Annotated in this window: 9 protein-coding genes; 3 read left to right on the top strand and 6 right to left on the bottom strand. The window is 68.2% G+C overall.

Annotation, left to right across the window (positions count from 1 at the left end):
* Window positions 1–86 precede the first annotated feature (86 nt).
* A complete protein-coding gene (locus N4261_RS00935) occupies window positions 87–2,084 on the top strand; it encodes an MFS transporter (protein WP_261758350.1) in 1,998 nt (665 codons plus the stop codon).
* Window positions 2,085–2,171: 87 nt separating this feature from the next.
* On the opposite strand, the gene N4261_RS00930 is transcribed toward N4261_RS00935, so the two are convergent.
* Window positions 2,172–2,678, bottom strand: a complete 507-nt coding sequence (locus N4261_RS00930; RefSeq protein ID WP_261758349.1) for a hypothetical protein — start codon at window positions 2,676–2,678, stop codon at window positions 2,172–2,174.
* A 52-nt stretch (window positions 2,679–2,730) separates the two neighbouring features.
* Window positions 2,731–3,858 (bottom strand): tRNA guanosine(34) transglycosylase Tgt, encoded by a 1,128-nt coding sequence (tgt, locus tag N4261_RS00925; RefSeq protein ID WP_261758348.1) that lies wholly within the window; start codon window positions 3,856–3,858, stop codon window positions 2,731–2,733.
* A gap of 251 nt (window positions 3,859–4,109) precedes the next feature.
* Here tgt and N4261_RS00920 point away from each other — a divergent pair, with 251 nt between their 5' ends.
* Window positions 4,110–4,706, top strand: coding sequence for an IMPACT family protein (locus N4261_RS00920; RefSeq protein WP_261758347.1), 597 nt, complete (start codon window positions 4,110–4,112; stop codon window positions 4,704–4,706).
* 189 nt (window positions 4,707–4,895) lie between these two features.
* A complete protein-coding gene (locus N4261_RS00915) occupies window positions 4,896–6,083 on the top strand; it encodes a phospholipase D-like domain-containing protein (protein WP_261758346.1) in 1,188 nt (395 codons plus the stop codon).
* Window positions 6,084–6,106: 23 nt separating this feature from the next.
* Here N4261_RS00915 and N4261_RS00910 read toward each other — a convergent pair whose 3' ends face one another.
* The 4 genes from N4261_RS00910 to tssK all read right to left on the bottom strand — a co-directional run bounded on the left by N4261_RS00910 (window position 6,107) and on the right by tssK (window position 14,666).
* Window positions 6,107–7,717, bottom strand: a complete 1,611-nt coding sequence (locus N4261_RS00910) for a type VI secretion system contractile sheath domain-containing protein (RefSeq protein WP_261758344.1) — start codon at window positions 7,715–7,717, stop codon at window positions 6,107–6,109.
* A gap of 39 nt (window positions 7,718–7,756) precedes the next feature.
* Complete coding sequence (locus N4261_RS00905; RefSeq protein ID WP_261758343.1) at window positions 7,757–11,764, bottom strand: ImcF-related family protein; 4,008 nt, start codon at window positions 11,762–11,764, stop codon at window positions 7,757–7,759.
* Window positions 11,748–13,166 carry a type VI secretion system protein TssL, long form gene (gene tssL, locus N4261_RS00900; protein ID WP_261758342.1) on the bottom strand — a complete coding sequence of 473 codons (1,419 nt, stop codon included), beginning with the start codon at window positions 13,164–13,166 and terminating at the stop codon, window positions 11,748–11,750. The genes N4261_RS00905 and tssL overlap by 17 nt, the downstream gene beginning before the upstream one ends.
* Window positions 13,167–13,328: 162 nt before the next feature.
* Window positions 13,329–14,666 (bottom strand): type VI secretion system baseplate subunit TssK, encoded by a 1,338-nt coding sequence (gene tssK / locus N4261_RS00895; RefSeq protein WP_261758341.1) that lies wholly within the window; start codon window positions 14,664–14,666, stop codon window positions 13,329–13,331.
* Between the last annotated feature and the right edge of the window lies 1 nt (window position 14,667).

Genomic DNA, 14,667 nt, shown 5'->3' with positions numbered 1-14,667 from the left:
CCGAAGCACACCGCGTTGAACCCCGTCGGGCCGTGCGGCGAGCGCTGCGATGGCCCACGTCGCCCCACCTCTCCCCTTCCCCAGCCATGAGCAACCCCACCGTGACTCATTCCACCGACGCCGCGCCGGCCGCCCACGGGCCCGCGCCCGCGCACTCCCAATTCCGACTGCTGGTGCAGCGCCGGTTCGGACCGTTCTTCGCCACGCAACTGGCGGGCGCATTCAACGATTCATTCCTCAAGCAACTGGTGATCCTGTTGGTCACCTTCCATGCGACCGACTACACCACCTTGTCGGCGGGATTGGTGGCGAACATGGCGGCGGGTCTGTTCATCCTGCCCTTCGTGCTGTTCTCCGCCTACGCTGGCCAACTGGCCGATCGTTTCGACAAGGCCAAGGTCATCCGGGCGGTGAAGATGGCCGAGGTCGCCATCATGGTGGTCGCCAGCGCGGGCTTCTTCATGAAGAGCCTGCCGGTGCTGCTGGCCTCGATCTTCGCCATGGGCTGCCATTCGGCCTTCTTCGGGCCGGTCAAGTATTCGCTGCTGCCCCGGGTGCTGGCCAAAGAAGAGCTCACCGGCGGCAACGGGCTGCTGGAGATGGGCACCTTCCTCAGCATCCTGTTGGGGACGCTGGTCGCGGGCGTGCTGGCGGCGATGACCACCAATCCGCTCTGGCTCTCGCTGGCCCTGCTGGGCTTTGCGGTGCTGGGACTGGCCTCCAGCCTGTTCATTCCGGCGACCGGCGAAGCCGCGCCCGACCTGAAGCTGCACTTCAGCGTGGTCAGCGAAACCATCGCGACGGTGAAGATGGGCCAGCGCGAAGGCGAAGGCGTGTGGAACAGCCTGCTGGCGATCTCCTGGTTCTGGTTCATCGGTGCGGTGGTGCTGTCCCAGATCCCCGCGCTCGGCAAGGACCTGCTGCAGGGCGACACGACGGTGGTGACGGTGCTGCTGGCGACGTTCTCGGTGGGCATTGCCGTCGGCTCGCTGCTGTGCGAGCGCCTGTCCGGTCACAAGGTGGAAATCGGGCTGGTGCCGATCGGCTCCATCGGCTTGTCGGTGTTCACCGCGGACCTCGCCCTGTCGGCGGATCGGTTTGCCGTCCTGCTGGCGTCATCCGCCACCGCAGCGCCGCTGGACTGGACCCACTTCCTGGCGATGAGCGGCAGCCTGCGGGTGCTGGGCGACATCGCCTTGCTGGGCGTGTTCGGCGGGCTGTTCATCGTGCCGCTGTATGCCTTCGTGCAACTGCGGACCGCGCCGCAGCGCCAGTCCCGCATCATCAGCGCCAACAACATCCTGAATGCGCTGTTCATGGTGGTGGCGGCCGGCATGTCAGCCGGTCTGCTGGCGGCGGGCCTGTCGGTCACTGGACTGATCCTCGTCTGCGCGGCCCTGAACGCGGTTGTGGCGCTCTACATCTACAAGACGGTGCCGGAGTTCCTGTGGCGCTTCCTGAGCTGGTTTGTGGTCCATGCGATCTACCGCCTGCGCTCGACCGGCACGGCGCACATTCCGGAGGACGGGCCGGCGATCCTGGCACCGAACCATGTGTCGTATGTCGATGCCCTGGTCCTGAGCGCGCTGTGCCCGCGACCGATCCGCTTCGTGATGGATGCGAGCATCTTCCGAGTGCCGGTGCTGTCCTGGCTGTTCCGGCAGGTCAACGCCATTCCCATCGCCTCGGCCAAGCGGGAACCCGAGACGCTGGAGAAAGCCATGGCCGCGGTGGATGCGGCCCTGCGCAATGGGGAGCTGGTGTGCGTGTTCCCTGAGGGCGCGCTCACACGGGATGGGCAGGTGGCGGAGTTCAAGCCGGGCATTCGGCGGATGCTGGATGCCACACCGGTGCCCGTGATCCCGATTGGATTGAGCGGGCTCTGGGAAACGGCTTTCGCCCGTAATGGCAAGTCGCTCGGCGCCCGACTGACCAGCCTGCGCCCGGGTCGACGGCTTGAAGTGAACGTCGGCGCACCGCAGTCCGCAGAGGTCGATATCGAGGTGCTGCGGTCGAAGGTGCTGGATCTGGTCCAGCCTCGCGGGCCTCAGCCAGCGAGCCGTCCCACTCAAGCCCGCAGTTGAGGTCTGGCGCAGTCCGTTGGCGGTGCGGTTCTGGTGAACGGCTGTGGTCTGAAGAACTGACCTTCCGAAGCGCTGCGAGCCCGACCGCTAATCGGAACGCGGCGCCGTGCTGCGGCGGAACAGCCGCCTCAGGCGCAGCTTCAAGGCGCGCGCCGAGCGCCAGACGGCGCTGGTGCGCACCCAGTGCAGCAGCGCCTGCTTCCAGACGATCCATCGCCCGTACCAGCGTGCAAACCACGCCAGCCGCATCAACGCGGGCTGGGTGAGCGCGAACAGCCGGGCCAGGATCGCCGTGCCGAGCACCTTCGCCAGCACGATGACGGCCACGCCCAGGCCGGTGTGCCCCATGCCGATCAGCCACAGCGCCAGCAGCTTCACTGGCAGCAGCGTGAGATAGGGCAGACAGAACACCACCAGCGCCACATAAGGCGGCAGCCGGCGCAGGGCCGCTTCCAGATGCCGGAACACCGGCAGCCGTCCCAAGGCGGCCATGGCGCGCTGCAGCGGCTCCCAACCCCATTCCTCGAAGAGGATGATCAGGGCCAGAACCACCCGGAGCAGCCCGCGCAGCGACGCGAACATCAGCTTCAGCATGGCGCGATCATGGCACTGCGCCGGTCCGGCAACAGGAAGTGGCCGCGCGTGCCTACACCCCTCGCGCCCGATCCGCCGCAAACCGCTGGCGGAAGCCTTCGAAGTCGCCCGCATCCAGGGACTCCCGCACTTCCTTCATCAGGTTGAGGTAGTAGTGCAGGTTGTGGACGCTGGTCAGCATCGGCCCGAGCATTTCGCCGCAACGGTCCAGATGATGCAGATAGGCCCGGCTGAAGTTCTGGCAGCAGTAGCAGCTGCAGGTCTCGTCGACCGGGCGCTCATCGGCCTTGTAGCGCGCGTTGCGCAGGCGCAGGTCGCCGAAGCGGGTGAACAGATGGCCGTTGCGGGCGTTGCGGGTCGGCATGACGCAATCGAACATGTCCACGCCCTGGCGCACGCCTTCCACCAGGTCTTCCGGCGTGCCCACACCCATCAGGTAGCGCGGCTTGTGCTCGGGCAGTTGGTGGGCGATGTGGTCCAGCACCCGCAGCATGTCCGCCTTCGGCTCGCCCACCGACAAACCGCCGATGGCATAGCCGGGCAGATCCAGCGCCTTCAGTCCCGCCAGGGACTCATCGCGCAGGTGCTCGAACATGCCACCCTGCACGATGCCGAACAGCGCATTGGGGTTCTCCAGCCGAGCGAATTCATCCTGGCACCGCTTGGCCCAGCGCAGGCTCATCTCCATCGACAGCCGCGCTTCCCGCTCGGTGGTGAGCTGGCCCTTGGACTCGTACGGCGTGCATTCGTCGAACTGCATGACGATGTCGCTGTTGAGGATGGTCTGGATCTGCATCGAGATCTCAGGCGTGAGGAAGAGCTTGTCGCCATTGACGGGGGAGGCGAATTTCACGCCTTCCTCGGTGATCTTGCGCATCTCGCCCAGCGACCAGACCTGGAAGCCGCCGGAGTCGGTCAGGATGGGCTTGTTCCAGCTCTCGAAGCGGTGCAGGCCGCCGAACTGCTTCATGATGTCCAGGCCCGGACGCATCCAGAGGTGGAAGGTGTTGCCCAGGATGATCTGGGCGCCCATCTCCTCGAGCGAGCGGGGCATCACGCCCTTCACCGTGCCGTAGGTGCCTACCGGCATGAAGATGGGGGTCTGCACGACGCCGTGATTGAGCGTCATGACACCGCGACGCGCGCGGCCCTCGGTCTTGAGCAGTTCGAACTTCAGCATTCCTGGATTATCGGGCCCCCCAGTCGCTTTCGCTCCTGCCCCCAAGGGGCGCTCCCCAGCGGACCGGCAGAGCCGGATCCGCGGGGGGGGCTTGTTGGCCCCCCAGTCGCTTTCGCTCCTGCCCCCAGGGGCGCTCCGGGTTCGAGCCACGGCGTCGCATCCGCTCCTCTCTCCAAAGGGCCCTCCCCAGCGGACCGGTTGGGGCTTGAAGGGGCCGGCGAGGGAAAGGCCGGGTGTCGGGATAATCGGGGATGCCTTCAAGTCTCGCTGCGCCGGTCCATGCCGAGCTGATCATCAAGAAGAGCCGGTTCATCGGCTGCGTGGAGAACGTGCCCGATCGGGCGGCAGCACTCGCCCGCGTGGAACAGCTGAGGGCCGACCATCCCGGCGCAGCCCACGTCTGCTGGGCCCTAATGGCCGGCGGACAGTCCGCCGCCAATGACGACGGGGAACCCGGTGGCACCGCCGGACGCCCGATGCTGGAAGTGCTCCGCCACCAGGACCTCGACGGCGTGCTCGCCACCGTCGTGCGCTATTTCGGCGGCGTGAAACTGGGCGCCGGCGGCCTGGTGCGCGCCTACACCGACGCCATTGCACAAGCCCTGCTCAAGGCCGACAAGATCCCCCTGGTCCGCATGCGCACCCTGCGATGCACCCTCCCCTATGCCCAGGAAGGCCTCCTGCGCCGCGAAGCCGCTGCCGTCGGCGCCGAACTGCTCGACACCACCCACGGCGCCCTGGTCGACATCACCCTCCAATTGCCCGCCTCCGCCGCCGACGACTTCATCGCCCGCCTCAACGAGTCCGGACAAGGCCGCATCGGCTGGCTCTCCACCGTCGACACCTGACCCCACGCCAACCGCCCCACTCGAGCGCCTGGAGGCGTCTCCGTTCGGCTCCGGCCTGCTCCACTCGTCTCCCTCGCCTCTGATTGCCTCGCCGTGAAGCGATGTTGTCAACTGCTCGTGACATGGCGCAAATCGCCTCCTGGGTGCCTCCGATAGCCTTGGCCGCTTCTTGTTCAAAGGAGTCTCGCGATGGCCAAGGTCAATGGCAAATTCCACATCGACATCCCCGCCACCTCCGACCTGCATCCCCCCGCGCTGGAGCTTGCGTGGGAGGCCACATTCGACGGCGATTCGGCCCTCGAAAAAATGGTGCGCAGCTACTTCGAAGACAACTACGAGAAAAGCCTGCGGGCGGTGATGCAGCGGCAGGTGGAAGAACTGGCCACCCCCTTGAAGTCGATGCAGGTCGACATCGATCGCGCCCGCGACTTGATCGCCGCCCTGGCCAAGCAAACCGATCCGGACGCCTCGCGGGCCTTGCTGCTCAAGCTCAAGGAACGCTTTCCCGAAGGGCTCGATCCCAAGATCAAGGCCTACAACGACTACCTGTCCAAGGCCGTCGAGAACATCCGCAAGCAGCAGGTGCTGGTGCATGCGGAGCGATTCGAGGCGCTGGCCCTGGAAGAAGCCCGCAAGAAGACCAAGCAGACGCTGGCTGACAAGAAGTTCCGGATCGTCGCGGGCATCGCGCTCAAGGGCGGCCTGAGCGTGGCCACCGCCGGCGCCGGCGTGGCCGCGGCGGTCCTGAGCTTCGGCACGGCCATCCCGGCGATGGCGGCCGTGGGCGCCGCAGCAGCCGGCCTGGGCGGCATCGCCAGCATCGTCAAGCTGGTGAAGAGCATCGCCGATGTGCGGGATCTGGAAGCCCGCGCGATGAACAACCTGCTCAAGGACGTGGCCGCCATCACCGGCAAGCTCGACGGGCTGGACGCCGAGGTCAAGGGCCTTGGCCAGCACTTCGACGCACTCACCGGCCACTACAGCGAGCGCAAGCGCAAGACCGCCGAGCTCGCCAAAGCGATGTCGCAGGCGAAGTCCGCGCTCGACGAACTCCAGTCCGCCGTCGGTCCGCTGCAGAAGACCCTGCCCACGCTCTACCAGTCCCAGGCCAGCCTGGTGAAAGCCGCCCAGGCCCGCTTCGACAAGGCAGAGCAAGCCTGGGGGGCGTCCAGCAAGCGCGATGAGTTGCTCAAGCGTGCGCTGGAAGAAGCAGCCAAGGTCGTCAGCGACCTGGGCAATCTGCCGATCAAAGGCCAGAAGGGCAAGCTCGACGCGCTCAAGCAAGTCGACTGGGCCGACGTCAGCACCTACGCCACCATGGCCGAGCAGTTGGCCGGCGTGGCCGGCAGCGTGAATGGCGTGGGCACCGCGGTCTGAGCCTGGCTCGGCGCAGCCCCTCCCTAAGTGTCTTGACGCTTGAAGGACGCCAGCAGCGCCGCCAGGTCGTCATCCTGGCCCGCATCGGCCTCTGGCACGGTCGTCGGAGGGGTGGATGAGGTCGATGAAGTCAGCGCTGCGCTGTCATCGACGGACGTGGTGGCGTCGCCCAGCGACGACGCGAAGGCATCCGCCTCCCAGGCCGAGGGCAAGGACGATGCGGACGATGCGGACGCCGATGTCGTCGACGTCGAGGACAAAGACGATGCCCATGTCGATGCGGATGCCGATGCCGATGCCGGCGTCTCGTTCTCCTCGTCCTTGGCGGATGCGTCGCTCGCGGGCGCCATGTGGCGCGCATTCAGCGACACCTGGACCGTAGACTGGATGTCGGTGAAGAGCGGGCGTCGGCCATGTCCGCACCGAGGCAAGGGCTGACCGTTCAGCGTCGCCAGCCCGCACCAGCGGGCGGCCGGCGCTCCTCGGTGCGCCATCAGCGCATGGATGCCCAGCGCCAGCCACTGCGCGGCCGTCTGGCTGCTGATGAGCCGCTCGGTGCACGGCACCGCCACGACATCGCCTGAGGCATCCCGGAACCAGGCCTGGGGCAGACCGTCGACGGTGAGTGCCCCAACCGCCGTGTCCTGTGCCCCCTCAGGGGGGTCTGCGCCCAGTACACACAACGCCGGCCAAACCGGCGAGCCCCAGAGCAGTGAGGGCACGTCCGCTGCCGACCGCAGTTCCTCGAACGACGCCGCTTGCACCGGTTCTCCGCGCCGGCCGTAGGCATGCCGCAAGAGCCATCGGGGGCTGAGCAACGCCAGATGGGACGCCTGCTCGCTGGACCGCAATGCGTCCAAGGCGGCCATCAGGCTGGTGTCCGGCGGGTCGCTGGGCGTCTCCAGCGGTCCGGTTTGCAGCTCGGCCAGCAGGCAGGCGCCGGCGTGTCGAGCGATCAACGCCGCCCGTCCCGCCACGGCGAGATCCTGCCGATTGAAGGCCAGGGGCATGCACAGTGCGACATGGGTGTAGCCACCCCGATGGTCCTGCGCCGGGGTCGCCACCAGCGTCTGATACAGGGAAGACTCGGTCAGTCGCTCCGCCGCCAGTGATTCGGTCAGGGCCGCCCTGTCCATATCGATCAGGTGAAGCTCCAGGTCCGCGCCGGTCGACAGACGCTGGATCAGCCAGTCCACCCCGCGCCACAGCGACTCCAGCGCCTGCAGCGCCGGGTCGTGCAGCAGCCGACGCAGCGCCTCGCCGTCGGCTGAGCCGACGGCTGGGTTGACAAGCCGCTGGAGCGAGTCCGGATGGAAACCGTCCAAGTCTGAAAACACGAGGGCCGGCTGACTGGGCGACGCCATGGCGCCCTCGTCCCATGACATCTGCGGCGCGATGGCCGCCATCACCGTGTCGAATCGGTCGCGGTCCACACGCCAGGCGCGGAGCGGCAGGCCGTTCGCTTTCGCGGCGGTCGGCTGGCCGGAGAAGTGGCCGATCAAGGCAATGCGCGTCGGACGGTCATCCGCCCATGCCGGAAGATCCTGGTCGATGCGCCCGTAGGGTTCCAGGTCATGGTCATGGTCCGGGCCCCTGTCGGGGTCGCGGGCGGTTTCGGGATGGGCCTCGGCCATGGGGCGGTCTCCTGGATGGGGAATGCCGCCGATGTCGGCTTACAGCCGCACCGGACAACGGAACTGCTGAAAGTCTTTCGACCGCAGGGGATTAAGCATTCGGTTGGCGGTGAGTTGCAGCCGAACCGGGCGCCCTTGCAGGCGCAATTGCAGGTTCACCCGCTCGGGTCGGGCGTCCTCCTGGAGTTCTGCGGCCTGCACCAGCCGCAACAGCGCCCAAGGCCCGTCGAAACTGAGCGGCGCCTGGCCGGGCAGCCCCACACGGATCTGCGCGCCAATGCGCTCGCTGGGCCAGGTGAGGACCACCGGCGAGGCGTCGCCCGCCGTCAGCTTCAGCGGCACCCCATCCACCTGCAGGGAGAGCTCGGTGGGCCCGTCGCGTTCGGGGATCAGCCGCACCTCCACCCGGGCACCCGGCTTGGGCTGGCGGCTGGCAAAGAAGGCCTCTCGAATGCGGGCTGCCCGTTGGAATTCCAGCAAGGTGGCCACGCCTTCGGACGAGACCGCGGCGGTGCGCGGCTGGAAGCGCCATCGCGCGGCTCGGGTGTCGACCACCGGCGCGAGCTGCTCATGGAAAAAGCGGTCGAGCAGGCCGTCGCTGCCGAAGAGATCGACAAAGTCGTCGGGCAGCAGGTCTGCGGCGGACTTGGGGTCGAAGGGATAGCGGCCCGCCAGCAGGCGCCGACACGCCGCCGTCACCGGCCTCAGCTCGTCATTCAGCGTGCGGTGCAGCCCCGCGCTCGATTGACGCGAGGTGGCCTCGGCAACGGTCGTCAACAGCTCACGCAATGGCATCGGTTGATTGCTCGCCAGGTTGCGCAAGGCGGCCGAGTGCCGGTCGGCCGGCGCCGACGCGCCATTTCGCTGCGCCTCCGCAGACGCCTGCAATTGCACCAGCACTTCGCCGAACAGACCGGTGACCGCATCCAGCGCGGGCGGCTCGCCCGACAGCAGGCGATGCAAGGCCTGGAAGTGGGCGTCGACCACCTCGGCGGCCGCCTGCGCCCAGTCGCCACTCGTCAGACTGAGCGGGGTGTCGGTGACCGACGCCGCCGACCCCTCGGCGCCCATCGGCCCCATCAACCCCACCGGCCCCTTGCCGGCCATGGCGGTCGGCAGCGGCGCACTCCCGGCCCGTCGAGCGCCGGGAGTCATCGAGTCCGCAGTGCTCGCCGCGCTGGCGGTCGTCGTGCCGACGAAACGGTCGGCGGCGGCCATCGCCGCCTCGACCGAGGCGGCCCCCCCGCCCAGGGTGGTCTCATGCGCCGCCGCCGCAAGATACCGCTGCAGCGGCGAGTCGGGTGCCGAGAGCAATCGCACCGTGTTCAAGGTCTGCTCAGCGGAATCCAGCGGCAGCAGGGCGACTACCGACAGGTACTCGTCCCAGCGTCGGACATAGGACTGGAAGTAGCGGTCCCGGGTAGCACGAAGCGCCTGCGCCAGCGTGGGCACACCCTCCGGCGGCGTGCCCAGGACCCAGTGCGCCTCGTTGATGAGTTGACGCACCACCGGCTCGACCCGCGCCATGAAGCCCTGCTCAAAACCCTTTCGGGTGAACAACGCGGGGATGCCTTCGGTCAGCGGCCGGCCATCCGTGCGAGCGAACAACAAGGCGGCGTCGCTGCCGGCAGCCGTGACCACCGAAAAACCGGGCACCTCCGGCTCCAGGCGCCAAAGATCCAGGCGATGCATGGCGCGGCCTTCCAAAGGATGGCGGTTCAACAGCGCTCGCGCCTGAGCCACCAGGCTGCGATCGACCGAGGTCGTCATGGTCAACAAGGCGCCCTTGATGAAGGCCTGATTCACATGCCGCATCAGCGCCGCCAGCTCCTCGCTGCTCAAGGGCAAGGCGGAGAGATCGTTGCTGCGCCGGAGCCATTCCTCGAAGGCCTTGGGTTCGAAATTCTGCGGCGAATGCAGCATCAGGTAGCCCTTCAGCGCGTCATAGACCAGGCCGGGGCGATCACGGTCAATCAACCTGAGCTGCTGCTCGAGATGGCGATGCAGTCGCGGCAGCAGCACATGCCTGAGCACATGGGCATAGCCGATCTGCAGGCCGGCGTCGAGATGGCCCTGTTGCGAGAGTCCCAGATCGAACAGCGGCAGCGGCGTCGCAGTTGCCGGCTCGTCACGGCGGGTCGACTGCGAGAGCCGCTCCAGCAAGGGGAGAAGGTCTTTCAGGGAGGCCAGCGTGGCCTCGCCCAGCGCAGCCCCGTCTTCTACGCTGTCCGGACTCCTGGTCCGGGCACCGGCCGAATCGGATGCGGATGCGGACTCGGGGGCCATGGGCCCTGTGGCCGTTGTTGACGTTGTGGCCGTTGTGGCCGGCTCCACCGACTGACTCAACGCCGCTTCCAGATCGGCCGCGAGCGCCGGCAACCTGGCCTGGACCGCTGCGACATAGGCCACATTGCGTTGATAGGCCCGTCCCCACCCGACCGCCACCCCGATCGACAGCAACGCCATGGCCCCCAGAATCCACCGCCGGCATCGCTGGCGACGTGCTTCGGCCACCCGGTTGACGCCCGCCAGACCGCGCTCCGCCAGCACCACCTCGCGCCACCAGCGGCTCAGGAAGTAGCGCGTCGGCGAGTGGAGCGGCACGGCGGTGCCGTTTGAAATGCCGATCACCTCGTCTGCCGTGCGACCCGGCGTCGCCGCAGTCGTCGAGTCGGACGGCTGGCGCGCGACCATCGAGACCGACGTCCCCCCGGGGAGGTTCGGCGGCTGTGCCGCTGGCTCGGCCACGGACACCGTCACGATCTCGCCAGCGGCTGCCTCCGGCCATCCATCGGTCGCTCGACGGGACGACCGCCAGAGCACTTCGTCATCCGGCACGGGTGCAGTCGGCCCCAACGCCTTCGCCAGGACTGCGCCGATCGGATCCAGCGTGGCACCGTCGCCTCGGGGGGCTTGCGTCGCGCTGCAGAAGTAGATGCCACGCAGCAACGGGAGTTCGACCTCGCCGGATCCCAGCCCCTGCACAAAGCCCCGAAGCGGTGCCTGCAGCCGACCGAACTGCTCGGGGAAGGCGAAGATGCGGGTCCGCCGCTGCGGGTCGTCCTCGGACATCAGGCGGTCCGGCACCGCCTCTCGCAGGCGGTTGGTGAGCCGGGTCAGCTCAACCTCAATGCGTTCGCCCAGGCGCTGTCGTTCGATGGGGCTGGCGATCACCTCCCGGTCCGAGGCGGGGGCGATCCATGGCAGCGTGAAGCCCCACACCTGCTCACGGGCCTGCGCATCCAGGGTGCGGAAGCTGTCCTCGAATCCTTGCAGCCGATCGCACTGGGTCACCACGAGGTAGAGCGGAAACGCCATGCCCAGATGCCGCCGCAGGCCCTGCAGCCTCTGGGCCACGCGGCCCGAATGAGTCTGAAAGTCACCCTCAGATCCGAGCAGCTCGCTCACCGACACCGCCACCACCACGCCGTTGAGCGGCCGCCGCGGCCGCGCCGCACGCAGCTGTCGCAGGAAGGCCAGCCAGGCTTCTTCGTCGCGGGTGACATCACTCTCGCTGAGCAGGCGACGACGGGAGTTCTCGATCACCACCGCGTGGGGACTGAACCACCATCGGCATTGACGCAGCCCGCCGAGCCATTGGGACACCGCCTCGCCGATGTCCCGCGCCTGGGGGAACCCCAGCCCTGGATCCTGCACGAGGGCGCTTTTGCCCACGCCCGGAGCGCCTAGCAGCAGATACCACGGGACGCTGTAGACATCGGCAATGTCGTGGTCCCGGCGCCATCGGGTCACCGACCGCATCAGCCCCGCCAAAGCGCCCGACGCGTCCTGGTGGCCCTTCGGTTCAAAGGCCCGCGACATCTGCTCGCGCGCCCGGGAGGCCTTGCGGCCCGACCACCATCCTGCGACGAGGGTCAGGAGGATCAGCGCCGCGATCCACACCACCCGTTCGGCCAGGCTGTCCCAGGGCCGCCGGTTGGCCACCACCACTTCCGGGCCGATCCACCACACCAGCAGCGAGACGGCTGTCAGTCCGACCGCGACCCAGAACAGCGGTTGGCGCAGGACACTACGGATGGTCATCATGAATCGATTCATTGAGGTGGCGCAGCGCATCGGGCGACGGGAACCAGGTGATCTCCACGCGTCGGTTTCGGGCGCGTCCTTCCGCGCTGTCGTCGCTGGCGAGCGGCTCCATGCCGGCGCGTCCTTCCGAATGCAGACGGTCGGCGGCCATCACACTGGCTAGCGCCGCTTTCACCACCTCCGCCCGCGCCTGAGACAGCGCCCAGTTGCTCGGAAAGCGGGCATTGCTGATCGGTTGCGCGTCGGTGTGCCCGGTGATCAGCACGCTGCCGGGACGCTCGTTCAGGACCTTGGCAATCCGAAGCAGCAGCGGCTCATCCGCGGCCGATACGACGGCGCTGCCGGTCTCGAAGAGACCATCGCCGGCGATGCGGATGACTGAGCGATCCGCCAGGTCCATCACTTGCAGCACATTGGCGGCGATGTCCGCCGCGAAGGCCGGCACCAGTCGGGGGGAGGCCGACGGCGTCATGGTCCGCTCAAGCGCCAACCGCGGCGGATGACCGCCCAGACCCACCATCGCCAGTGCGTCGAACGCGGGGGCCGAGGTGCGCCCGAGGGAAAGCCGAAGCCCCAGAAACAAGGCGGTCATGAGCACCGCCAGGAGCGCGCCGACCACCCACAACGGCACACCGTCGCTCAAGCGCACCGGCACCGCCGGGCTGCCCTGCCATTGCAGCGACAGGTCCTGCACGCCAGCCGGGCTGTCCTGCCGAAGCAAGGCCTGCAGTCGCTGCCGCAGGTGGCGCAGTTGCCAGGTGCCGCCGTCCAGCAGCTGGTAGCGACCACGCAGGCCCAGCGCCAGCACCAGGGCCATCAGTTCCAGCAGGCGTCGGTGCTGATCGACCTCTCGCGCCAGCCGGTCCAACAGGATGAACACGCGCTCCCCACCGGCGGTCTCGTGGTGGAAGTGGACCAGCAGGCTGCGTGAAGGCCATTCCGACGCCTGGCCCCAGGGCGTGCCGGCGACGCATTCATCGACGAAGGTGCACAGCACATAACGGGCGGCGGCCGTCTCCTCCGCGCCGGCGCCGCCGGCCCGGGCCAAGGGCTCGAAGCGCGCGATCGCGTCGATGAGCGCCTGCCGCAGCGCGGTGGCCTCGGGCGGTGCCGGCAACTCGCCGTCGCGCAGCGCGACGGCGGCGGCCAGCAAAGGCCGCGCAGCGGCGATCAGCGGATTGCCCTCCGCTCCTGCCGCCACTTCCAGCCCAAGCAGCCGATGCGCGTCCCGAGCCGGCCACGCACCTGACAGCGCGTTGCGCTCGAAGGATGGCGCAGCGCGGTCAGGGTCCGGGCCGAGGCCCGCCAGCAGGCTGGGCGGATCCGCGGCGGACGCCGCCTCGGATGCCAACAGATCCAGCGACGCAAAGGGGTCTCGGCGCTCACCCATGATTGCGCTCATCGAATGGATGTGGGAGCCGCCACGCGCATGCGCTCCACCAGGCCGTGGTCATTGCCAACGCCTTCGCAAAGGCCAAGGATGCAGAGACCGCCCACCTGCGTGCGGGCATGCTGCTGCTGCTGCTGCTGCTGCTGCTGCTGCTGCTGCTGCTGAAAGATTCGCTCACGGTTTCAGAACCCACAAGGTCAGGTCGAGTGCGGGGAAGGACCCCGCCACGTGAATGGCCAGTTGCGCGGCCTCATCCCATCGCGCGGAAAGCGGCTGATCGCGGACGCTGATCTCGAAGTAGTCGGCGCCTTCGCGGTAGGGGATCTGACGCGGCACCACCGGCACCGGGGTCAGCGGCAGGCCGGGCAGCTGCAGCCGCATGAGATCCGGGAGCGCCACCCGTGGCGCCACCTTGACCTGATCGGGAAACCAGCGCCGCAGCCGCTCCGGCGGCAATTCGGACCAGGCGGCGAGCACAAAGCGCGCCTGCGTCAGCAGGGACGGATCGTCCAGCGCGGCCACCAGGATGCCGTGCGACTGCGCCACCAGCGGAATCGAGAAGGCCGTCTGCTCCAGGGCGATGGACAGCGAGGTCCTCAACTCGTCCATCAGCGGATCGAAACTGCGGCGAGGATCGTCGTGATGGTAGGCAGGCAGCGGCAGCGGCCGGCGCGTTTCACGAAAGGTCGCCAGGTCGCCGGCGAGCCGCAACGCATCGAGATAGAACTCCCGGGGATGCAAGGTCGGCGCCTCGCTCCATTGCGCCGCCAGGGGCTCGGCCCGATTGATGGCGGCCAGCAGCAGCAGATCGACGATCTCGTCCACACCGCCGCGGCCGAGCCGGGTGAGTCGCTGGGCCAGCACCTCACCGCGCTGGCGCAGCAGTCCCTGCAGTTCGCGCAGGTGGGCACTCAACGGGCCGTCGGTGAGCACATCGAGGGTGGGCGCGATGAAATCGTCGTCCAGGACCAGTCGCCGGTCGCCGCGTCGCTCCCGGATCCGGCACACCGGCAAGCCCAGCTCGCCGTTCACCACATCACGGGCCAGCTGCAGTCGCAGATGCGGTCGCTTGAGCTGGACCGTGGCGCGGCGCGGCGGGCTGGCGTTGGCGTCATGGAGCTCGGCCTCCCAGGCCAGAAAGCGGGGCTGCGATCCGCGGGGCTGGGTTTCGAGGTCAGTCTCCGGCACACCGGCCTGACACGGGGACAGCACCATCCACACCGTCTCGTCCCGGGTATCAGGCGGCACCTCCAACGGCGCGGGCACAGGGTCCTCACCGGGAACATCCACCCACAAGCCGTCGGGCATCACCGCCTGGGCAATGCGCACGGCGATCTGGCCATTCAACAGCGCCGCAGGATCCAACGCGCGCCGGCGCCAACCCCAGGTGGGCAAGGCCAGTCCGTCCAGCCGCATCCGCCACTGGTGGGCCTGATGACGGGCCTCCTGCTGGAAATGTTGGGGCTGCAACAACTGCCCCTCCGACCAAAGCACGCTGTGAAATGACGTCATG

The sequence above is a fragment of the Roseateles amylovorans genome (genome assembly GCF_025398155.2).
GTDB classification, from domain to species: domain Bacteria; phylum Pseudomonadota; class Gammaproteobacteria; order Burkholderiales; family Burkholderiaceae_C; genus Roseateles; species Roseateles amylovorans.
Note: the sequence above shows the minus strand (reverse complement) of the source record. Positions and strands in the feature narration are given on the sequence as shown.

Coding starts and splice junctions, on each gene's coding strand:
- N4261_RS00935 (WP_261758350.1), top strand. CDS start 87: ATGAGCAACCCCACCGTGACTCATTCCACCGACGCCGCGCCGGCCGCC.
- N4261_RS00930 (WP_261758349.1), bottom strand. CDS start 2,678: ATGCTGAAGCTGATGTTCGCGTCGCTGCGCGGGCTGCTCCGGGTGGTT.
- tgt (WP_261758348.1), bottom strand. CDS start 3,858: ATGCTGAAGTTCGAACTGCTCAAGACCGAGGGCCGCGCGCGTCGCGGT.
- N4261_RS00920 (WP_261758347.1), top strand. CDS start 4,110: ATGCCTTCAAGTCTCGCTGCGCCGGTCCATGCCGAGCTGATCATCAAG.
- N4261_RS00915 (WP_261758346.1), top strand. CDS start 4,896: ATGGCCAAGGTCAATGGCAAATTCCACATCGACATCCCCGCCACCTCC.
- N4261_RS00910 (WP_261758344.1), bottom strand. CDS start 7,717: ATGGCCGAGGCCCATCCCGAAACCGCCCGCGACCCCGACAGGGGCCCG.
- N4261_RS00905 (WP_261758343.1), bottom strand. CDS start 11,764: ATGATGACCATCCGTAGTGTCCTGCGCCAACCGCTGTTCTGGGTCGCG.
- tssL (WP_261758342.1), bottom strand. CDS start 13,166: ATGAGCGCAATCATGGGTGAGCGCCGAGACCCCTTTGCGTCGCTGGAT.
- tssK (WP_261758341.1), bottom strand. CDS start 14,666: ATGACGTCATTTCACAGCGTGCTTTGGTCGGAGGGGCAGTTGTTGCAG.